Source organism: Streptomyces sp. NPDC104096, assembly GCF_055584385.1.
The window spans coordinates 104,747-122,371 of record NZ_JBVJMD010000014.1 but is presented as its reverse complement, the minus strand read 5'-3'; the positions used below and the strand labels follow the sequence as shown (position 1 = coordinate 122,371).

Below are 17,625 nucleotides of genomic sequence, written 5' to 3'. Positions count from 1 at the left end.
AGCAGAATGGGTGTCATGTCCCGACGCACCTCGCACCCGCGGCGGCCGAGCGCCGCCGGTCCGGCCTCCCGGCCCTCCTGTCCCTGCGGCACGGCGAAGCCGTACGAGGAGTGCTGCGGCCGGTTCCACCGGGGTGAGGCCGCGGCCCCCACCGCCGAGGCGCTGATGCGCTCGCGCTACTGCGCCTTCGTGCGGCTCGACGCGCCCTACCTGCTGCGGACCTGGCATCCGCGGACGCGGCCGGAGCGGGTCGACTTCGACCCGGGGATGCGGTGGAGCGGGCTGGAGATCCTGGAGACCGGCGGCGGTACGGGCTTCCACGCCACCGGGACCGTGACCTTCCGGGCCTCCTACCGGGGCGGCTCGCTGCACGAGCGCAGCCGGTTCGAGCGGGTCGACGGGGCGTGGGTCTATGTGGACGGGGACTTCCTGGGCTGAACGCCCGGTCCCGCAGGGGCCGTTGGCCGAACGCCCGGACCGGTGGTGGCCGTTGGCCGAACACCCGGTTTCCGCAGGAGCCGTTGACCGAACGCCCGGACCGGCAGGGGCCGTTCGGGTGGGTTCAGGGTGCCAGGATGTCCAGTTCCTGGAGCGCGCCCTCCGCGATCTGCCGGGTCAGTTCCTGCGCGCGGGCCGCGTCGCCCTCGCGGACGGCCTCGGCGACCTGGACGTGCAGGGTGACGGCGGCCGGGTCGGGGTCCTCGAACATGACCTCGTGGTGGGTGCGGCCGGCCAGGACCTCGGCGACGACGTCGCCGAGCCGGGCGAACATCTCGTTGCCGGAGGCGGTCAGGATCACCCGGTGGAAGGCGACGTCGTGGACGAGGTAGCCCTCCAGCCGGTGGCCGCGCGAGTTGGCCACCATGCCCAGCGCGCACTCGGTGAGCTCGGCGCACTGCTCGGCCGTGGCGTTCCGCGCCGCCAGGCCCGCCGCGATCGGCTCGACCGCCGAGCGCAGCACGGTCAGCGAGCGCAGCTGGCGCGGCCGGTCGGCGCCCGCCAGACGCCAGCGGATGACCTGCGGGTCGTAGACGTTCCAGGCGGCCATGGGCAGCACGGTCACGCCCACCCGGCGACGGGACTCGACCAGGTGCATGGACTCCAGCACCCGGACCGCCTCGCGCATCACCGACCGTGACACCTCGAAGCGCTGCGCGAGCTCGTCGGTGCGCAGAACGCTGCCCGGCGGGTACTCGCCCGCGGTGATCGCGGGGCCGAGGGATTCCAGTACGCGGCCGTGCAGCCCCCGGTCCGAAGTGGTCATGCACTCAGCGTACGGGGTGGATCACAGAGCCAAAAAGTCAGACTTATACGTCACAGACTCTTGAATTTGTCGTACCTAATCGGTTTCAGTGTGGTCGACACCAGGTGTCGACGAAGACAGTGAGGCAGTCATGAGTACCCCGCAGGTCGTCGTGGTCATGGGGGTGGCCGGTACCGGCAAGACCACCATCGGCCCCCTGCTAGCGGCCCGACTCGGCGTTCCGTACGCCGAGGGCGACGACTTCCACCCGCAGGCCAACATCGCCAAGATGTCGGCCGGCACCCCGCTCACCGACGAGGACCGGTGGCCCTGGCTGGACGCCATCGGCGGCTGGGCCCACGGCCGCGCCGGTCTCGGCGGGGTGGTCAGCTGCTCGGCTCTGAAGCGGTCCTACCGCGACCGGCTGCGGGCCTCGGCGCCCGACCTCGTCTTCGTGCACCTCGCGGGCGACCGCGCCCTCATCGAGGACCGGATGTCGCACCGGCAGGGTCACTTCATGCCGACGGCACTGCTGGACTCCCAGTTCGCCACGCTCCAGCCGCTTCAGGCGGACGAGGCGGGAGTCACCGTGGACGTCGTCGGCGGCCCCGAGGACATCGCCGCGCGCGCCACGGCCGCGCTGGACGCCCTCGGCCGGACCGCTCCGTCACCCACCGGGCCGTCACCCCTCGCGTAACCCCTTTTCCTTCCCCGTCCCCACCCTTCACAAGGAACAACCGTGACCAGACTCAGCGTCGAGATGCTGGCAGCGGACGTCGTCGGGCCGATCACCTCGGCCGGCCACGCCCGGCTGGGCCTCGCCGTGCTGGCGGGTATCGCCGTCATCGTCCTGCTCATCACCAAGTTCAAGCTCCACGCCTTCCTGGCGCTGACCATCGGGTCGCTCGCGCTGGGGGCGTTCGCCGGAGCGCCGCTCGACAAGGCCATATCCAGCTTCACCACCGGACTCGGCTCGACCGTGGCCGGGGTGGGTGTCCTGATCGCGCTCGGGGCGATCCTGGGCAGGCTGCTGGCCGACTCCGGCGGCGCCGACCAGATCGTCGACACGATCCTCGCCAAGGCGGGCGGCCGGGCCATGCCGTGGGCGATGGTGCTGATCGCCTCGGTGATCGGTCTGCCGCTGTTCTTCGAGGTCGGCATCGTGCTGCTGATCCCGGTGGTGCTGATGGTCGCCAAGCGCGGCAACTACTCCGTGATGCGGATCGGCATCCCCGCGCTGGCCGGCCTGTCGGTGATGCACGGACTCATCCCGCCGCACCCCGGCCCGCTGGTCGCCATCGACGCGGTCAAGGCCAACCTGGGCGTCACCCTGGCCCTGGGCATAGTCGTCGCGATCCCGACGGTGATCATCGCCGGTCCGCTGTTCTCGAAGGTCGCCGCGCGCTGGGTGGACGTCCCGGCCCCGGAGCGGATGCTCCCGCCGCGCGCCTCGGAGGAGCTGGAGCGGCGCCCGAGCTTCGGCGCCACGCTGGCCACCGTGCTGCTGCCGGTCTTCCTGATGCTGTCCAAGGCCCTGGTCGACATCGTCGTGGACGACCCCACGCACCAGGTGCAGCGTGTCTTCGACGTCATCGGCTCGCCGCTGATCGCGCTGCTCACGGCCGTCATAGTGGGCATGTTCACGCTGGGCCGGGCCGCGGGCTTCACCAAGGACCGGCTGTCGACGACCGTCGAGAAGTCCCTCGCGCCGATCGCGGGCATCCTGCTGATCGTCGGTGCGGGCGGCGGCTTCAAGCAGACCCTGATCGACTGCGGGGTGGGCCAGATGATCCTGGACATCTCCAAGGACTGGTCGATCCCGGCGCTGCTGCTGGCCTGGCTGATCGCGGTGGCGATCCGGCTGGCCACCGGTTCGGCGACCGTCGCGACCATCTCCGCGGCCGGACTGGTCGCCCCGCTGGCGGCCGACATGTCCACCACCCACACGGCGCTGCTGGTCCTCGCCATCGGCGCGGGCTCGCTCTTCTTCAGCCATGTCAACGACGCCGGCTTCTGGCTGGTGAAGGAGTACTTCGGACTGAGCGTCGGCCAGACGGTCAAGACGTGGTCCGTCATGGAGACGATCATCTCCGTGGTCGGCGGCGGCCTGGTGCTGCTGCTGTCCTTGGTGATCTAGGGCGTGTTCCGAAAGTCCCGTCTGCCCGGCGACGCCCGGCACGCGCCCTGGGCGGTACGGCGACCACGGCCCACCCGCTCCCCGGCACCGGCGTCACAGCGCCCGGCCGGGGAGCGGGTGGGCCTCCTTGCATGCCGTACCCCCTGCGGGCCCGTCCTCAGGGCCGCCACAGCGGATGTTCCCGCTCCGCCCACTCCGGGCTCACCGAGCCCGTGCGCATGCCCCGGCGGGCCTCCGGATCGCCCAGCGCCATGCCGATGTGGCCGGCCAGCACGACACCGACGGTGAGGGCGAGCCAGTCGTGCACGAAGGTCGCGCCGGTCCGCCAGGCCAACGGCGTGAGGTGGGTGAACCACATCAGCAGGCCCGTGCCCAGCATCACCAGCACCGCCCCGGCGATCCAGGCCGCGTAGATCTTCTGGCCGGCGTTGAACTTGCCCGCCGGACGCGACGCGCGGCGCCGGTCCCGGACCAGCGCCGCGCGCAGCCAGACCCGGTCGTGCGGCCCGAACCGGTTCAGCCGGCCCAGGTCCGCCCGGAAGGCCCGGGAGGCCAGCGCGGCCAGGACGGGCACCGGCAGGGCGAGCCCGGCCCACTCGTGGACCCGCACCACCAGCTCGCGGCGGCCGACCAGCTCGGCGAACTCGGGGACGTACAGGAAGGACGCCGTCACGACGCAGACGCCCATCAGCACGGCGGTGGCGCGGTGCGTCCACCGCTCGGCGCGGGTGAAACGGTGGTGGCGGCCCGTGGCGGGGGCCGGGTCAGCTCGTAGGGGCATCGTCGCGTCCGTTCGAACGGCCCACCCAGGCGTCGACGTCGTAGCCGCGGTCCTCCCAGTAGCCGGGGTGGACGTCCTCGGTGACGGTGATGCCGGAGAGCCACTTGGCCGACTTGTAGAAGTACATCGGCGCGACATAGAGGCGCACCGGGCCGCCGTGCGCGTGACCCAGGTCCTCGTCCTGCATGCGCAGCGCCACCAGGACGTCGGCGCGGCGGGCCTGGTCGAGGGTGAGGCTCTCGGTGTACGTGCCGTCGAAGCAGCTGAAGCGCACGGCCCCGGCCTTCGCGCGCACCCCGGCCGCGTCCAGCAGCCGGGACAGCCGTACGCCCTCGAAGGGCGTCCCGGGGACCCGCCAGCCGGTGACGCACTGGACGTCCTTGACCATCCGGGTCTGGGGCATGGCGCGCAGGTCGGCGAGGGTGTACTCGGCCGGGTGGTCGACCAGGCCGTCGACGGTGAGGCGGTAGTCGGTGGCGCTCCTGTGCGGGACGGACGCGGCGACCGAGTAGTAGCGGAACCCGCCGCCGTTGGGGAGCAGGCCGGTCAGGCCCGTGGGGTCCTTGTCGGCCGCGCCGCCGAGGAAGGCCTCCAGACCGCGTTGCAGCTTCGGTGCCGCGAGCACGCCGAGGGCGCCCAGGCCCAGGGTGCCGAGGAAGACCCGGCGGCCCACCGGTGCGCCGCGTTCGGGTTCCCCGCGGGGTTCGGGTGGTCCGGGTGGTTCGGAAGTCACCCCTTCATTCGAACACCCGCGACCCCGGCGGGGCCAGGATTCTCCGGAGCGGTCAGATTTCCGTAACCACTTCTCACCCTGTCCTCAGGGACGGCCGGCCGGGCCTCACCCCGTGCCGAACGCACGGTCGCGGGCGGCCCGGAAGGCCGCGCGCGGGTCGCGGTCCGGGTACGTCCAGGGTGCGGGGGTGGCGTACGTCCCGATCCGCTGGAACAGGGCGGCCGCCTCGGCGGCATGGCCCGCGTGGTGCTGGGCGTGGGCGAGGAAGTTGAGGTCGACCAGGCAGCGCGGGTGGCCGTCGTGCTCCCACTCCAGCCACCACTCGAAGGCGGCCCGCGCCACCTGCCGGGCCCGGAGCCCGGTCCAGTGGTCCGAGGCGGCCGGGTCGGCGGGCTCGGCCCCGGTGGCGGCCAGCACGCGGTAGCGCTCGGCGCGCGCGACCACCGGCAGGACGGCCAGCGGGGAGTCGGCGGGGGCCCGGCGGGCGGACGTCTCGGCGAAGTCGTGGACCGCGTGCCGCGGGTCTGGGCCCGCGTCGGCGTGGCGCTCGGCGAGCCGGGCGACCATCAGATGGTGGGCGTGGTGGTGCTCGGGGCAGCGCTTGCGCACCTCCTCGAAGGCGGCGGCCGTGTCCGCCTCGCCGCCGCGGGACCGCTCCAGCATCAGCAGGCCGAGCCAGGGGGTGGGGTCGGCGGGCGCGAGTCCGGCGGCGGTGTGACAGGCGTCGCGCACCCGGTCCTGCCGCTCCCGGCCGCGTACCGCACGCCTGACCAGGGCCAGCGCGAGCAGGACCGAGGCGTCGGCGGAGCCGGGTTCGGCGCTCAGCCAGTCGCGGGCCCGGGCGGCGCTGCGGGGGTGCCGGGCGAGCACGGCGACGCGATGGCCCCGGCGCTCCCAGTCGTCACCCGTGCGGACCAGCAGCGAGCGGGCGGCCTGCCAGCGCCCCTCGGCCAGCGCGGCACGGGCGGCCGCGAGGTCGGTGTCGTCGAGGGCCGCGTCGAGGGCCAGGCGCGGATGCCCGGCACGGCGGCCCCCGCCGGTGCTCGGGCCGGGGCCATGGAGGCCGGGATCGTGACCGGGTCCGGCGCCGGAAGCGGGTAAGCGGCCGGTATCAGCGCCTGGTCCGGGATCGGCCCCGGGGGCGGGGGCGGGGTCGCGGCCGGGATCGGCGCCGGGTTCACGGCCGGGTTCGCGGCCGGAGTCGTCATCGGGAGGAGGCGTGGATAAGGGTGATAAAGGGGACACCGCGCGTCGTACCTCGTGCTCCTCTGGTCGCTCGCACGCCTCTGTGCAGCCTCGCACGCCGTCGTGCCGCCTCGCGCCGCCGCGCCCGCTTCCTCGCGCGGCACGGCCGGGTACCGGCACACCATCGGCCGATCGGGACAGCAAACCCCCAGCCGACGCGCACCGTCAAGCCGCGTGATCACACGGATCCGTCAACCGGACCCGGCGCGGCGGCACTTGGGGTGCGGGCCGACGGGCGGGGCGGCGGGCGGCCGGTGGACTCCGGCCCGCCCGACGTGGCGCACGCCATGGCGTCACGGCGCCCGGCGGCGCACGATGACGCTACGGCCGCGCCACCGCCCGTGATCGACCGGGCGGCGCGGCCGCGTCCACCGCCCCGGTTCCGGGTCTCGCCCCAGGCGATGTTCCGGGCGCTTCCGGGGCGCCGACCGCCCCGGACCGCTAGAGTCGGCCATCGACGACCCGTGGCCCGGCCGGATGATCGAGGTACACAGCGTGTCGGTTCTGGTTCTCGTTCTCGCCGTGGGCGCCGCCTGCTGCCTGGGTTTCGGGTTCGTGCTCCAGCAGAACGCCGCCGCGCGGGCACCGCTCAGCGACTTCCTCTCCCCGCGGCTGCTCCTGGACCTGATGCGGGTACCGCGCTGGCTGGGCGGGATCGCGCTGATGGCGGCCGGCATGGTGCTGGGCGCGATAGCCCTCGGCAAGGGTGAGATCTCCCTGGTCGAGCCGCTGCTCGCGACCAATCTGCTGTTCGCCCTCGCGCTCTCCCGCCATCAGACCCGGCAGCCGCTGGGCCGCCAGGGCTGGGCGGGCCTCGGGCTGCTCGCGGGCGGGGTGACCGCGTTCATCGTGGCCGGTGAGCCACGCGGCGGCAACGCGGTCACCGATCCGGTACGGCACTGGCTGATCATCGGCGCCATGGTCGGTGCCGCGCTGCTGCTCACGACGTACGCGAAGCGGTCCAGGCTCAGCGTGGGCCCGGTGCTGCTGGCGGTGGCGGCCGGGCTGCTGTACGGGGTGCAGGACGCGCTGACGCGGGTCAGCGGGCAGCGCTTCTCCGCGGGGGGCCTGGCCGGGGTGCTGTCCGGCTGGCAGCCCTACGCCGTGCTGGTGATCGGGGTGACCGGCCTCGTGCTGGTCCAGAGCGCCTTCGAGACGGCGCCGCTGCGGATGTCCCTGCCCGCCCTGACCGCGGCCCAGCCGCTGGCCGGCATCCTCTGCGGGGTGGGCTTCCTCGGCGACCGGCTGCGCACCGACACGGGAGCGCTGGCCTGGGAGGCCGCGGGGCTCGCGGCGATCGTCGTGGGCATCGTGCTGCTGGGGCTGCACCCGGCGATGCCCGACGGCACCGGGAAACCGGAGCAGATGCGGGACCTGCAACCGCGCTGACCCTTCTCCCCCCTCACCCCGGGCCCTGCTTGGATGGGCCCATGAGCGCTGCTGACGAAATCCTCGACATCGTCGACGAGAACGACCGGGTGGTCGGACAGTCCCCGCGCGGCGAGGCCTACGCACAGGGCCTGCGCCACCGCTGCGTCTTCGTCCAGGCGCGCGACGCGGCCGGCCGTCTCTTCGTCCACCGCCGCACCCCGACCAAGCTGGTCTTCCCCTCCCTCTACGACATGTTCGTCGGCGGGGTCGTCGGCGCGGGCGAGGCGTACGACGACGCCGCCCTGCGCGAGGCCGAGGAGGAGCTCGGGGTGAGCGGACTGCCGAGCCCCGAGTTCCGCTTCAAGTTCCTGTACACCGACGGCTCCGGCCACAGCTGGTGGTCGGCCGTCTACGAGGTCCGCTGCGAGCTGCCGGTGCACCCCCAGGTTGAGGAGGTGGCCTGGCACGACTTCCTGCCCGAGGAGGAGGTCGAGGCGCGCCTGGACAGCTGGGAGTGGGTACCGGACGGACTGGCCGCGTACGAGCGGCTCAGGGCGTACCGCGCCGAGGGCTGACCGGGCCCGGACGGGCCGGGACCGGGGCGGCGGCGCCGGAGCGGCCGGGAGCGGGGCCGTCCGGCCCGGAGGGCGCCTCCCGGACGGCCCCCGGTAGTGTCCTGCGCGTGATCGAGTTCGTGCGGAACGTCCGTTTGTGGTTCGCGCCCCAGCAGGTCCGCGAGGAGGGCGGCACGCCCGACTACCGGTTCTCGCTGGCCAACGAGCGCACGTTCCTGGCCTGGCTGCGCACCTCCCTGGCGCTGATCGGCGGCGGGTTCGCGGTCGACCAGTTCCTGCCGGACCTGCGCTGGGCCTGGCGGGTCGGGCTCGCGCTGGCGCTGCTCGCGGCGGGCGTGCTGTGCGCGCTGCGCGCGGTCAACCACTGGGTGCGGTGCGAGCAGGCGATGCGCCGGGGCGAGGACCTGCCGGTCTCCCGCTTCCCGGCCCTGCTCGCCGTCCTCGTCGCGGTGGTGGCCGTCGCGATGGTGATCGTCGTCCTGGTCGGCTGGGACGGATGACCGGCGACGCGTCGCCGCCCGTCCCGGTCCGCCGGCCGGTGCGCGACCCCGGGCTCCAGCCCGAGCGCACCCGGCTGGCCTGGCGGCGTACGACGCTGGCCGGCACCGTCGCGACCGTGCTCGCCGTGAAGACCTCCCTGCACCACGGCCGGACCGCCGCCGCGATCACCGTCTGCACCCTGTGCTGCGTCCTCTGGCTGGCGTTCCTGACGGTAGCCCACCGGCGCATCCGCGCCCTGGCGAGTCACCGCCCGAGGACGCTCGCCCCCCGGCACGCCACGGCGGCGGTCCTGTGCGCGGTCGCGATGGCCGTGTGCGCCGCGGCACTGATCGTCTAGGGCAGGGCTCGTCCGGGCGCCGCTCAGTCCTCCGTCGGCTCCTCCTGGTCCACCGTCACCACGATCTTGCCGCGGGTCCGGCCCTCCTGGTTGAGCCGGTACGCCTGCGCCGCCCGCTCCAGCGGGAACGTACGCGAGACATGGACCGAGATCACGCCCTGCTCGGCCAGTTCCGCCAGGTGCCGCAGGTCCTCGGCGTCGGGGCGGACGAAGCATTGACTTGCTCCTCGGGCTGACGCCCGAGGATTCTGGCCTTCTCGGCCGCTGCTGTGCCGCTACACCGCACAGGATTTGGCCGGGAGTCCGTGGCTTCCTGTTTCTTGGCGCTGTGCCGGGACGAGTCCTGGTCTTACCGGCGCTCCGCAGGCTGATGCCGCCAGTCCGGCGGCCGTTTTGATGTTGATCGCGGCGTTGTGGTCCCGGTCGTGGACCGTGCCGCAGGCGGTGCAGGTCCACTCCCCGATGTTCAGGGGTTTGGGGCCGTCTTCGACGCCGCAGGTGGAGCAGGTCCGGGAGGTCGGTTCGAACCTGCCGATCTTGACCAGGGTGCGCCCGTACCTGACCGCCTTGTACTCCAGCATGGCCACGAACTGTGCCCAGCCCGCGTCATGCACGCTCTTGCCCAGCCTGGTACGCGCCAGCCCCTTGACCGCCAGGTCCTCCACACCGATCGCTTGGTTCTCGCGGATCAGTCTCGTGGAGAGCCGGTGATGGAACTCGCGGCGCGCATCGGCCACCTTCGCGTGGACGCGGGCGACCTTCGTACGGGCCTTCTCCCGGTTCCTCGATCCCTTCTGCTTGCGCGACAGCTCCCGCTGGGCCTTCTTCAGCTTCTTCTCCGCCCGGCGCAGGAACCGAGGCGAGTCGATCTTCGTACCGTCCGAGAGGACCGCGAAGTGGGTCAGGCCCAGGTCGATGCCGACCGTCTGCTCGGTGTCGGGCATCCGGGCGGCGTCCTCGGCAGAGTCGGTGTCGACGACGAAGGAGGCGAAGTACCGCCCGGCCGCGTCCTTGATCACGGTGACCGAGGAGGGCCGTGCGGGCAGGGCGCGGGACCACTTCACCTTCACCGCGCCGATCTTCGGCAGACTCAGACGGCCGCCACCGGTGATCGACCAGCGGGCATTGGCCGTGAACCGGATCGCCTGACGGCTGTCCTTGCGGGACTTGAACCGGGGCGCACCGGTCTTCGCGCCCCTGCGCTTGCCTTTGAGGGAAGCGAAAAAGTTCCGGTACGCGGATTCCGCGTCGCGCAGGGACTGCTGGAGGACGACCGCGGAGACGTCGCCCAGCCAGGACCGCCCCGGTGTCCGCTTGGCCTCGGTGATCAGTTTCCGGGACAGCTCAGCGGCCGTCGGGAACGGCTCGCCCGCCGCACGGGCGCCCTCGCGGGCGCGCACGGCATCGTTGTACACGACCCGGGCACACCCGAACGCCCGGGCCAGCGCGAGGCATTGGCCCGGCTCCGGGTACAGGCGGAAGGCATACCGGAGCTGCATGCGACGATCGTACGAACGAGCGCCCGTCAGCCGCCAGGCAGAACATACGCACGACCGGTAACCCCTGGGGCCGGGAAGTGAAACGGGCCGAACGGGACAAGCGCTGCCCGACTTCTCCGGATGGGCCCCGGCGGCGGCCGAAAAGCCACCCCCGGCGGCTCCCCGTGGTTCGCCCGGGAAGCCGTCCGGCCTAGGGTGGCCCAGATCACCTTCGGCTCACCCACTGGACGACATACCGACCGGTCGGCATCATAAGTCGGGTCCCGTTCACGCGCCCGTAGGAGCGATGTATGAGCCCCGACCACCCGCCCGGACTCGATCTCGACCGGCTGCGCGACCTGCTCGACCGCGAGCGGCCCGGCCTGGTGCGCGGCCCCCTGACCGGCCGGCTGATCGAGGGCGGTCGGTCGAACCTGACGTACGAGGTCGCGGACGGCGACTCGAAGTGGGTCGTACGGCGTCCCCCGCTCGGCCACGTCCTGGCCACCGCGCACGACATGCGACGCGAGCACCGCGTGATCAGCGCGCTGCACCCGACCGCCGTGCCGGTGCCGCGTCCGGTGCTGCTGTGCGAGGACGAGGACGTGCTCGGGTCGCCCTTCTACGTCATGGAGTTCGTGACGGGCACCCCGTACCGCACCGCCGACCAGCTCGCCCCGCTCGGCGCCGAGCGCACCCGCAACGCCGTGCTGTCGCTGGTCGACACCCTCGTCGAGCTGCACGCGGTCGACCCGGCCGAGGTGGGCCTGGCGGACTTCGGCCGCCCCGAGGGCTTCCTGGACCGGCAGCTGCGGCGCTGGAGCAAGCAGCTCGACGCCTCCCGCAGCCGCGACCTGGCGGGCATCGACGAGCTGCACGCGGCGCTCGGCCGTGAGCTGCCGGTCTCCCCCGCGCCGGCCGTCGTGCACGGCGACTACCGGCTCGACAACGTCCTGATCGGCGAGGACGACACGATCAAGGCGATTCTCGACTGGGAGATGTCGACGCTGGGCGACCCGCTGACCGACCTGGGCCTGCTGGTGATGTACAGCATGCGGCTCGGTCTGCCGCACTCGCCGGTCTCCACCACCGCCGAGGCCGCGGGCCACCCGGCGCCCGCCGAGCTGATCGAGCGGTACGCCGCCCGCTCGGGCCGGGACGTCTCGGCCGTCTCCTGGTACACCGCGTTCGCCTGGTTCAAGCTCGCGGTGATCCTGGAGGGCATCCACTACCGCTACACGCTGGGCCAGACCGTCGGCCGCGGCTTCGACCGCATCGGCGAACTCGTCCCCGTCTTCATCGAGCACGGCCTGACCACGCTGCACGACGGTCTCCAGGAGGGCTGATCCATCATGGACTTCGCGTTCGACGCACGTACCGAGGAACTGCGCGCCAGGCTCCTGGCCTTCATGGACGAGCACGTCTACCCGGCCGAGGCCGTCGCCGAGGAGCAGCGGGCCGAGCTCGCCTCGCCGTGGGACACCCCGGCCGTGGTGGAGGAGCTGAAGGCCGAGGCGCGCAGGCAGGGGCTGTGGAACCTGTTCCTGCCCGACGCCGAGTACGGCGCCGGGCTGACCAACCTCCAGTACGCGCCGCTCGCCGAGATCACCGGCCGCTCCCCGCACCTGGCGCCGACCGCGCTGAACTGCGCCGCGCCGGACACCGGCAACATGGAGGTGCTGGCCCAGTTCGGCGACGAGCGGCAGAAGAAGCAGTGGCTGGAGCCGCTGCTGGCCGGTGAGATCCGCTCGGCGTTCGCGATGACCGAGCCGGAGGTGGCCTCCTCGGACGCCACCAACATCACCACGCACATCGAGCGGGACGGCGACGAGTACGTCGTCACCGGCCGCAAGTGGTACATCTCCGGGGCGATGAACCCGGACTGCAAGATCTTCATCGTGATGGGCAAGACCGACCCGGACGGCGCCGACATCCGCCGCCAGCAGTCCATGGTGCTGGTGCCGCGCGACACCCCGGGCGTCACCGTGAAGCGCGCCATGCAGGTCTTCGGCTACGAGGACCACTCGCACGGCGGCCACGCCGAGGTGGTCTTCGACCACGCGCGGGTGCCGGTGTCGAACCTGGTCGGCGAGGAGGGCGGCGGTTTCGCGATCGCGCAGGCGCGGCTGGGCCCCGGCCGGATCCACCACTGCATGCGGCTGATCGGCATGGCGGAGCGGGCGATCGAGCTGATGTGCCGCCGGGCCGTCGAGCGCACCGCGTTCGGCAAGGCGCTGGCCCAGCAGGGTGTCGTCCAGAACTGGATCGCCGACGCCCGGGTCACCGTGGAGCAGCTGCGGCTGCTGGTGCTGAAGACGGCCTGGCTGATGGACACCGTCGGCAACAAGGGCGCCCACACGGAGATCCAGTCCATCAAGATCGCCACCCCGCGCGCGGTGGTCGGCATCCTGGACCGGGCCATCCAGCTGCACGGCGCGGGCGGTGTGAGCCAGGACTTCCCGCTGGCCGAGCTGTACGCGAGTGCCCGCACCCTGATGCTGGCCGACGGCCCGGACGAGGTGCACCAGCGGTCGCTGGCCCGTCGGGAGCTGAAGAAGTACCTGTGACGGCGCGGGTGGGCGCGGTGACGTGAGGAGGGCCCCGGCGCTGTCGCCGGGGCCCTCCTCGTGGGCGTCACGTCCGTCAGGGGCGCAGTGCCCGCAGCAGCAGGTCGGCCAGGTGGTCGGCGAGCTCCTGGGGGCTCATCGGGCCGTCGGGCCGGTACCAGGTCGACAGGTGGTGGATCGAGCCGAAGTGGTAGTCCACGACCAGGTCGGCCGGGGTCGCCGTGGAGAACACCCCGGCCGCCTGGCCCTCCTCGACGAGCGCGCGGAAGCGTTCGTGGTACCGCCGCCGCTCGGCGCGCACCTGCTTGTTCTTCTCGGGGCTGAGGTGGTGCATCGAGCGGAAGAAGATCGACGCGTCGTCGAGGTTCTCGATCGTCGTGACGACGACGTCCGCCGCGGCGCCCCGCAGCCGCTTCTCGATCGGCTCGTCGGCGTCGGCGAAGGCGTCGAGCCGCTCCTGCTGGACCCGCAGCACGCGCGCGTACACCTCGTGCAGCAGGTCGTCCTTGGAGCCGAAGTAGTGGTACAGCGCCCCCTTGGTGACGCCGGCCGCCTCGACGATCTCCTGCACGGAGGTACGGTCGTACCCCTGCTCGGCGAAGAGCCGGGTGGCGGCGGCGAGCAGCCGCTGCGGTACGGGGGGCCCGTCGCCGTCCGTCGTCCTGGGCACTGCCGCCACCTGCCTTTCTCCATGCCTTGTCGGCCGTGCCTCGTCGGCGGGCCTCACCGGCTGTCGTCCACTGACTGTCGTGCGCGTCTACTGGCTGTCGTGCGCGTCGTGGGAACGAAGTTCCCGACGGAGGATCTTCCCACTCGCCGTCTTGGGCAGCTCGGGCAGGATCTCCACCTGGCGCGGATACTTGTAGGCCGCCAGTCTGTCCTTGCAGTAGGCGGTGAGCGTATCCGCATCCGCGTCGGCACCCGGCCGCAGGCTGATGTAGGCCTTCACCGTCTCCCCGCGGTAGCCGTCCGGCACCCCGACGACGGCCGCCTCGCGCACCGCCGGGTGCGTGTACAGGACGTCCTCGACCTCGCGCGGCCACACCTTGAAGCCGGACGCGTTGATCATGTCCTTCTTGCGGTCGACGACGTACAGCCAGCCCTGTTCGTCCATGAAACCGATGTCGCCGGTGCGCAGTTCGCCGTCGGGGAAGGTCTCGGCGGTGGCCTCGGGGCGCCGCCAGTAGCCGGGCACGACCTGGGGACCGCGCACGACGATCTCGCCCTGCTCGCCGAAGGGCACCTCGGCGCCGGTGTCGTCGAGGATCCGTACGACCGTGTCGGGGCCCGGCACGCCGACGGCCAGCGTCCCGGAGGCCGGGTCTACGGGCGCCTCCAGGCCGGGCGGCACGGACGCGCAGGGCGCGGTGCACTCGGTGAGGCCGTAGCCGTTGCGGATGTACGGTCCGAAGCCGGCCCGGAACTTCTCCACCAGGGCGGGCGGCAGCGGGGCGCCGCCGGAGGAGATGTGCGCGAAGGAGGAGAAGTGGTCCGGGGTGGCGGCCGGGTGGGCGGCCAGCGCCATGAAGGCGGTCGAGGGGCCCACGGTGTAGTGCGGCCGGTGCTCGGCGAACGCGTCCAGGACGACGCCCGACTCGAAGCGGTAGGTGAGCACCAGGGTGCCCGCGCTGTCGAGGCAGGCGCCGAGCTGGCAGACCATCCCGGTGATGTGGAACAGGGGGGCCAGCGCGTAGTAGACGGGCACCCCGGGCAGGTCCAGGCCGGTGCGCTGGCGCTCGGCGTTGTACATGATGTTGCCGTGCGTGTTGGTGGCGCCCTTGGGGGTGCCGCTGGTGCCCGAGGTGTAGCTGATCAGCGCGATGTCGTCGGGGCCGGGGTCGCGGCCTTCGGGGGCCTTGTGGCCCTGCCGGGCGACGGTGGTGAGGTCGTCGGCGTCCGGGGCCTGGGCCGCCCGCTCGAAGGTCAGCACGCGCGTGTCGCCGCGGGTCTGGAAGTCCAGTTCGCAGCCGGTGAGCACGATCCGCACCGGCGAGCCGGCGGCCGTCTCGCGCAGGTACGCCTCCCAGGCGCGGTCGGCACAGATCAGCGCCGTCACCTCGGCGTCCCGCAGGACGTGCGCGACCTCGCCCGACTTGTACATGGGGTTGACGGGGACGACGGTCGCGCCGGCCTTCCACGCGCCGAGCAGCGCGATCACGAACTGCGGGGAGTTCTGGAGCAGGACGGCCACCCGGTCGCCGCGTTCCAGGCCGCGGGCGGCCAGATGGCCGGCGACGGAGTCGCTGAGCTCGTCGGCCTCGCGGTAGGTCAGCCGGCCGTCGAAGTAGGCGAGGAAGTCGCGCTCGGGCGTCTCGTCGACGGCCCGGCGCAGGGCGTGCACCAGGGAGTCGGCCGGGTGGACGGGGGCGCGCTGGGCGTCGTTGAGGAGGGCGACCCAGGGCTTGTCGGCGTAGCGGGAGGCGGTCACTGTCCGGCCTCCCACTTCTGCTGGATGTGGTTCATGGTGGTCAGCCAGCGGTCCGGATCGACGGCCCGGCCCTGGTAGTAGGCGGCGACCTCGGGGTGGGGCAGGATCAGGAAGCGGTCCTCCTCGATGCCCTTGAACAGGGCGTCCGCGACGGCCTGCGGCTCGATCGCGGTCGGCTGGAGGACCAGGTCGCCCGCGCTGCCGGTGGCGGCCAGCATGTCGGTGCGCACCCCCTGGGGGCAGATGGCGTGCACCTTGATCCCGCGGTGGCGGTAGGTGAGCGACAGCCACTCGGCGAAGGCGTACGCGCCGTGCTTGGTGACGCTGTACGGCGCGGCGCCGATCATGGTGAGCAGTCCGGCGGCGGAGACGGTGGAGACGAAGCGTCCGTGGCCGCGCTCCAGCCAGCCGGGGATCAGTGCCTCGGCCGCGCGGACGTGGGCCATCACGTTGACGTCCCAGGCCAGGGCCCACACCGGCTCGCCCGCCGCCTCCGAACCGCCGGAGCCGACCCCGGCGTTGGCGCAGTAGACGTCGACGGAGCCGCCGAGCGCGTCCCGGGCGTCGGCGACGATCGCGGAGGCGTCGCCGGGGATCGCGATGCCGCCGATCTCGTCGGCCACGGCCCGCGCCCTGTCGGCGTCCAGGTCGTTGACGACGACCCGGGCCCCCTCGGCGGCGAAACGGCGGGCCAGTGCGGCCCCGATGCCGCCTCCCGCTCCGGTGACGACCACTCCGGCATCCTGCACGGCTTCCACCATCGGTCTCCTTCGACACGACGAGAATCGGCTCTGCGACGAGATTCGGATCTGCGACACCAGACTAACCGGTCGGTATGTGCGAGAGGAAGGGCCGTTGCCGCACGCTGGGAGCGGCGGGGCCGCCGATGTGCGGCGTCGCCGCCCGCACGATCCGCACCGGACGGCCCGTCACGTCATCCCCACGGAGGATCCGCATGCGCCTCTCCAGACGCACCGTGCTCGCCTCGGCCACGGCGGCCACAATGTCCACGGCAGCCACAGCGTCTTTGACCCCCGCCATTGTCAAGAAGTCGCCCCGAGAACAACTGCGCACCGGCTTCGAGCGGCTCGCCGCGGACGGCTACGCGCGGCTGAAGGGGCGGCGGGTCGGGATCGTCACCAACCCGACCGGCGTCACCCGGGACGCCCGGCACATCGTGGACGTGATGCATGCCGACGAACGGGTGAACCTGCGCGCCGTGTTCGGACCCGAGCACGGCTTCCGCGGCACCGCGCAGGCGGGCGGCTCCGAGGGCCGCTACGACGACCCGGCGACCGGGCTGCCGGTGTACGACACGTACCTCAAGAGCGGCCGGCCGCTGGCCGACGTGTTCACCGCGTCCGGTGTCGACACGGTCGTCTTCGACATCCAGGACGCGGGCGCCCGCTTCTACACGTACATCTGGACCCTGTACGACTGCATGGAGGCCGCGCAGCTCGCGGGCAAGCGGTTCATGGTCCTGGACCGGCCCAATCCGCTGACCGGGCGGGCGGCCCTGGGGCCGGTGCTGCACCGGGAGTTCGCCACGTTCGTCGGCCGGCAGCCGATCGCGCAGGCGCACGGCATGACGGTCGCGGAGCTGGCGCGGCTGTTCAACGCGGAGTTCCTGGCGGCGCCGGTGGCACTGGACACCGTCCTGATGAGCGGCTGGAAGCGGTCGCAGTGGTACGACGCGTCCGGGCTGCCCTGGGTGCCGCCGAGCCCGAACATGCCGACGCCCGACACCGCGCTGGCGTACGCGGGCACCTGTCTGTTCGAGGGGACGAACCTCTCCGAGGGGCGCGGCACCACCCGGCCGTTCGAACTGCTGGGCGCCGAGGGGATCGACGGGCGGTGGGCCGCCGCCGTGAACGCGCTGCGCCTGCCGGGCGTGCGCTTCCGCGAGGCGTACTTCGCGCCCACCTTCTCCAAGTTCCAGGGGAAGACCGTCGGGGGCGTGCAGATCCATGTGCACGACCGGGGGACGTACGACCCGGTGCGCACCGGGATCGCGCTGCTGGTGACCGCCCGGCGGGTCTGGGACGGCTTCGCCTGGCGTTCCGACCACTGGATCGACAAGCTGACGGGCTCCGACCGGGTGCGCACCGCGATCGACGCGGGCGCGGACACCGACGCGGTGGTGGCGGGCTGGCACGAGGAGCTGGCGGTGTTCCGGCGGGTGCGGGAGAAGTATCTGTCCTACGGATGAGCCGTGACGTATGGCCAATG

At 72.6% G+C, this 17,625-nt stretch carries 18 protein-coding genes and 1 pseudogene; 10 read left to right on the top strand and 9 right to left on the bottom strand.

What is annotated here, in order from left to right; translation table 11 throughout:
- The first annotated feature begins 15 nt into the window (after nt 1-15).
- Nucleotides 16-438, top strand: a complete 423-nt coding sequence (locus ACZ60B_RS17560; RefSeq protein WP_469387845.1) for a YchJ family protein — start codon at nt 16-18, stop codon at nt 436-438.
- Between the two features lie 124 nt (nt 439-562).
- Here ACZ60B_RS17560 and ACZ60B_RS17555 read toward each other — a convergent pair whose 3' ends face one another.
- Nucleotides 563-1,264 (bottom strand): FadR/GntR family transcriptional regulator, encoded by a 702-nt coding sequence (locus tag ACZ60B_RS17555; protein ID WP_469387843.1) that lies wholly within the window; start codon nt 1,262-1,264, stop codon nt 563-565.
- 130 nt (nt 1,265-1,394) lie between these two features.
- Between ACZ60B_RS17555 and ACZ60B_RS17550 the strand changes: the two genes are divergently transcribed.
- Entirely contained in the window at nt 1,395-1,940 is a 546-nt protein-coding gene (locus tag ACZ60B_RS17550; protein WP_469387841.1) for a gluconokinase, read from the top strand.
- Nucleotides 1,941-1,982: 42 nt separating this feature from the next.
- A complete protein-coding gene (locus ACZ60B_RS17545; protein WP_469387839.1) occupies nt 1,983-3,380 on the top strand; it encodes a GntT/GntP/DsdX family permease in 1,398 nt (465 codons plus the stop codon).
- 157 nt (nt 3,381-3,537) lie between these two features.
- On the opposite strand, the gene ACZ60B_RS17540 is transcribed toward ACZ60B_RS17545, so the two are convergent.
- The 3 genes from ACZ60B_RS17540 to ACZ60B_RS17530 form a co-directional block, all read right to left on the bottom strand.
- On the bottom strand, nt 3,538-4,161 hold the full coding sequence (locus tag ACZ60B_RS17540; RefSeq protein WP_469387837.1) for a cytochrome b/b6 domain-containing protein: 624 nt from the start codon (nt 4,159-4,161) through the stop codon (nt 3,538-3,540).
- Nucleotides 4,145-4,894 carry a molybdopterin-dependent oxidoreductase gene (locus ACZ60B_RS17535; RefSeq protein ID WP_469387835.1) on the bottom strand — a complete coding sequence of 250 codons (750 nt, stop codon included), beginning with the start codon at nt 4,892-4,894 and terminating at the stop codon, nt 4,145-4,147. The genes ACZ60B_RS17540 and ACZ60B_RS17535 overlap by 17 nt, the downstream gene beginning before the upstream one ends.
- Before the next feature lie 105 nt (nt 4,895-4,999).
- Nucleotides 5,000-5,902 (bottom strand): tetratricopeptide repeat protein, encoded by a 903-nt coding sequence (locus ACZ60B_RS17530; RefSeq protein ID WP_469387902.1) that lies wholly within the window; start codon nt 5,900-5,902, stop codon nt 5,000-5,002.
- Nucleotides 5,903-6,634: 732 nt separating this feature from the next.
- Between ACZ60B_RS17530 and ACZ60B_RS17525 the strand changes: the two genes are divergently transcribed.
- The 4 genes from ACZ60B_RS17525 to ACZ60B_RS17510 all read left to right on the top strand — a co-directional run bounded on the left by ACZ60B_RS17525 (nt 6,635) and on the right by ACZ60B_RS17510 (nt 8,923).
- Nucleotides 6,635-7,528 carry a DMT family transporter gene (locus tag ACZ60B_RS17525; RefSeq protein WP_469387833.1) on the top strand — a complete coding sequence of 298 codons (894 nt, stop codon included), beginning with the start codon at nt 6,635-6,637 and terminating at the stop codon, nt 7,526-7,528.
- A gap of 41 nt (nt 7,529-7,569) precedes the next feature.
- A complete protein-coding gene (locus ACZ60B_RS17520; RefSeq protein ID WP_469387831.1) occupies nt 7,570-8,085 on the top strand; it encodes an NUDIX hydrolase in 516 nt (171 codons plus the stop codon).
- 107 nt (nt 8,086-8,192) lie between these two features.
- The gene (locus ACZ60B_RS17515; RefSeq protein ID WP_469387829.1) at nt 8,193-8,585 is read left to right on the top strand and encodes a YidH family protein; all 393 of its coding nucleotides are present in this window, start codon (nt 8,193-8,195) and stop codon (nt 8,583-8,585) included.
- Nucleotides 8,582-8,923 carry a DUF202 domain-containing protein gene (locus ACZ60B_RS17510; RefSeq protein WP_469387827.1) on the top strand — a complete coding sequence of 114 codons (342 nt, stop codon included), beginning with the start codon at nt 8,582-8,584 and terminating at the stop codon, nt 8,921-8,923. The genes ACZ60B_RS17515 and ACZ60B_RS17510 overlap by 4 nt, the downstream gene beginning before the upstream one ends.
- A 23-nt stretch (nt 8,924-8,946) precedes the next feature.
- Here the strand turns inward: ACZ60B_RS17510 and ACZ60B_RS17505 are convergent.
- Together ACZ60B_RS17505 and ACZ60B_RS17500 are read right to left on the bottom strand one after the other, a co-directional pair.
- Nucleotides 8,947-9,150: pseudogene (locus tag ACZ60B_RS17505) on the bottom strand (zinc-binding dehydrogenase); the annotation flags it as partial.
- Nucleotides 9,151-9,198: 48 nt separating this feature from the next.
- A complete protein-coding gene (locus ACZ60B_RS17500; protein ID WP_469387825.1) occupies nt 9,199-10,422 on the bottom strand; it encodes an RNA-guided endonuclease InsQ/TnpB family protein in 1,224 nt (407 codons plus the stop codon).
- Nucleotides 10,423-10,712: 290 nt separating this feature from the next.
- On the opposite strand from ACZ60B_RS17500, the gene ACZ60B_RS17495 reads away from it, so the two are divergent.
- Both ACZ60B_RS17495 and ACZ60B_RS17490 read left to right on the top strand, forming a co-directional pair.
- Complete coding sequence (locus ACZ60B_RS17495; RefSeq protein WP_469387823.1) at nt 10,713-11,747, top strand: phosphotransferase family protein; 1,035 nt, start codon at nt 10,713-10,715, stop codon at nt 11,745-11,747.
- Between the two features lie 6 nt (nt 11,748-11,753).
- Nucleotides 11,754-12,968 carry an acyl-CoA dehydrogenase gene (locus ACZ60B_RS17490; RefSeq protein WP_469387821.1) on the top strand — a complete coding sequence of 405 codons (1,215 nt, stop codon included), beginning with the start codon at nt 11,754-11,756 and terminating at the stop codon, nt 12,966-12,968.
- A gap of 76 nt (nt 12,969-13,044) precedes the next feature.
- Here ACZ60B_RS17490 and ACZ60B_RS17485 read toward each other — a convergent pair whose 3' ends face one another.
- The 3 genes from ACZ60B_RS17485 to ACZ60B_RS17475 form a co-directional block, all read right to left on the bottom strand.
- Entirely contained in the window at nt 13,045-13,638 is a 594-nt protein-coding gene (locus ACZ60B_RS17485) for a TetR/AcrR family transcriptional regulator (RefSeq protein ID WP_450664289.1), read from the bottom strand.
- A gap of 87 nt (nt 13,639-13,725) precedes the next feature.
- Nucleotides 13,726-15,396 carry a class I adenylate-forming enzyme family protein gene (locus tag ACZ60B_RS17480; protein ID WP_469387819.1) on the bottom strand — a complete coding sequence of 557 codons (1,671 nt, stop codon included), beginning with the start codon at nt 15,394-15,396 and terminating at the stop codon, nt 13,726-13,728.
- A complete protein-coding gene (locus tag ACZ60B_RS17475; RefSeq protein WP_469387817.1) occupies nt 15,393-16,157 on the bottom strand; it encodes an SDR family oxidoreductase in 765 nt (254 codons plus the stop codon). The genes ACZ60B_RS17480 and ACZ60B_RS17475 overlap by 4 nt, the downstream gene beginning before the upstream one ends.
- A 194-nt stretch (nt 16,158-16,351) precedes the next feature.
- Here ACZ60B_RS17475 and ACZ60B_RS17470 point away from each other — a divergent pair, with 194 nt between their 5' ends.
- Entirely contained in the window at nt 16,352-17,605 is a 1,254-nt protein-coding gene (locus tag ACZ60B_RS17470) for an exo-beta-N-acetylmuramidase NamZ family protein (RefSeq protein WP_469387815.1), read from the top strand.
- Nucleotides 17,606-17,625 lie beyond the last annotated feature (20 nt).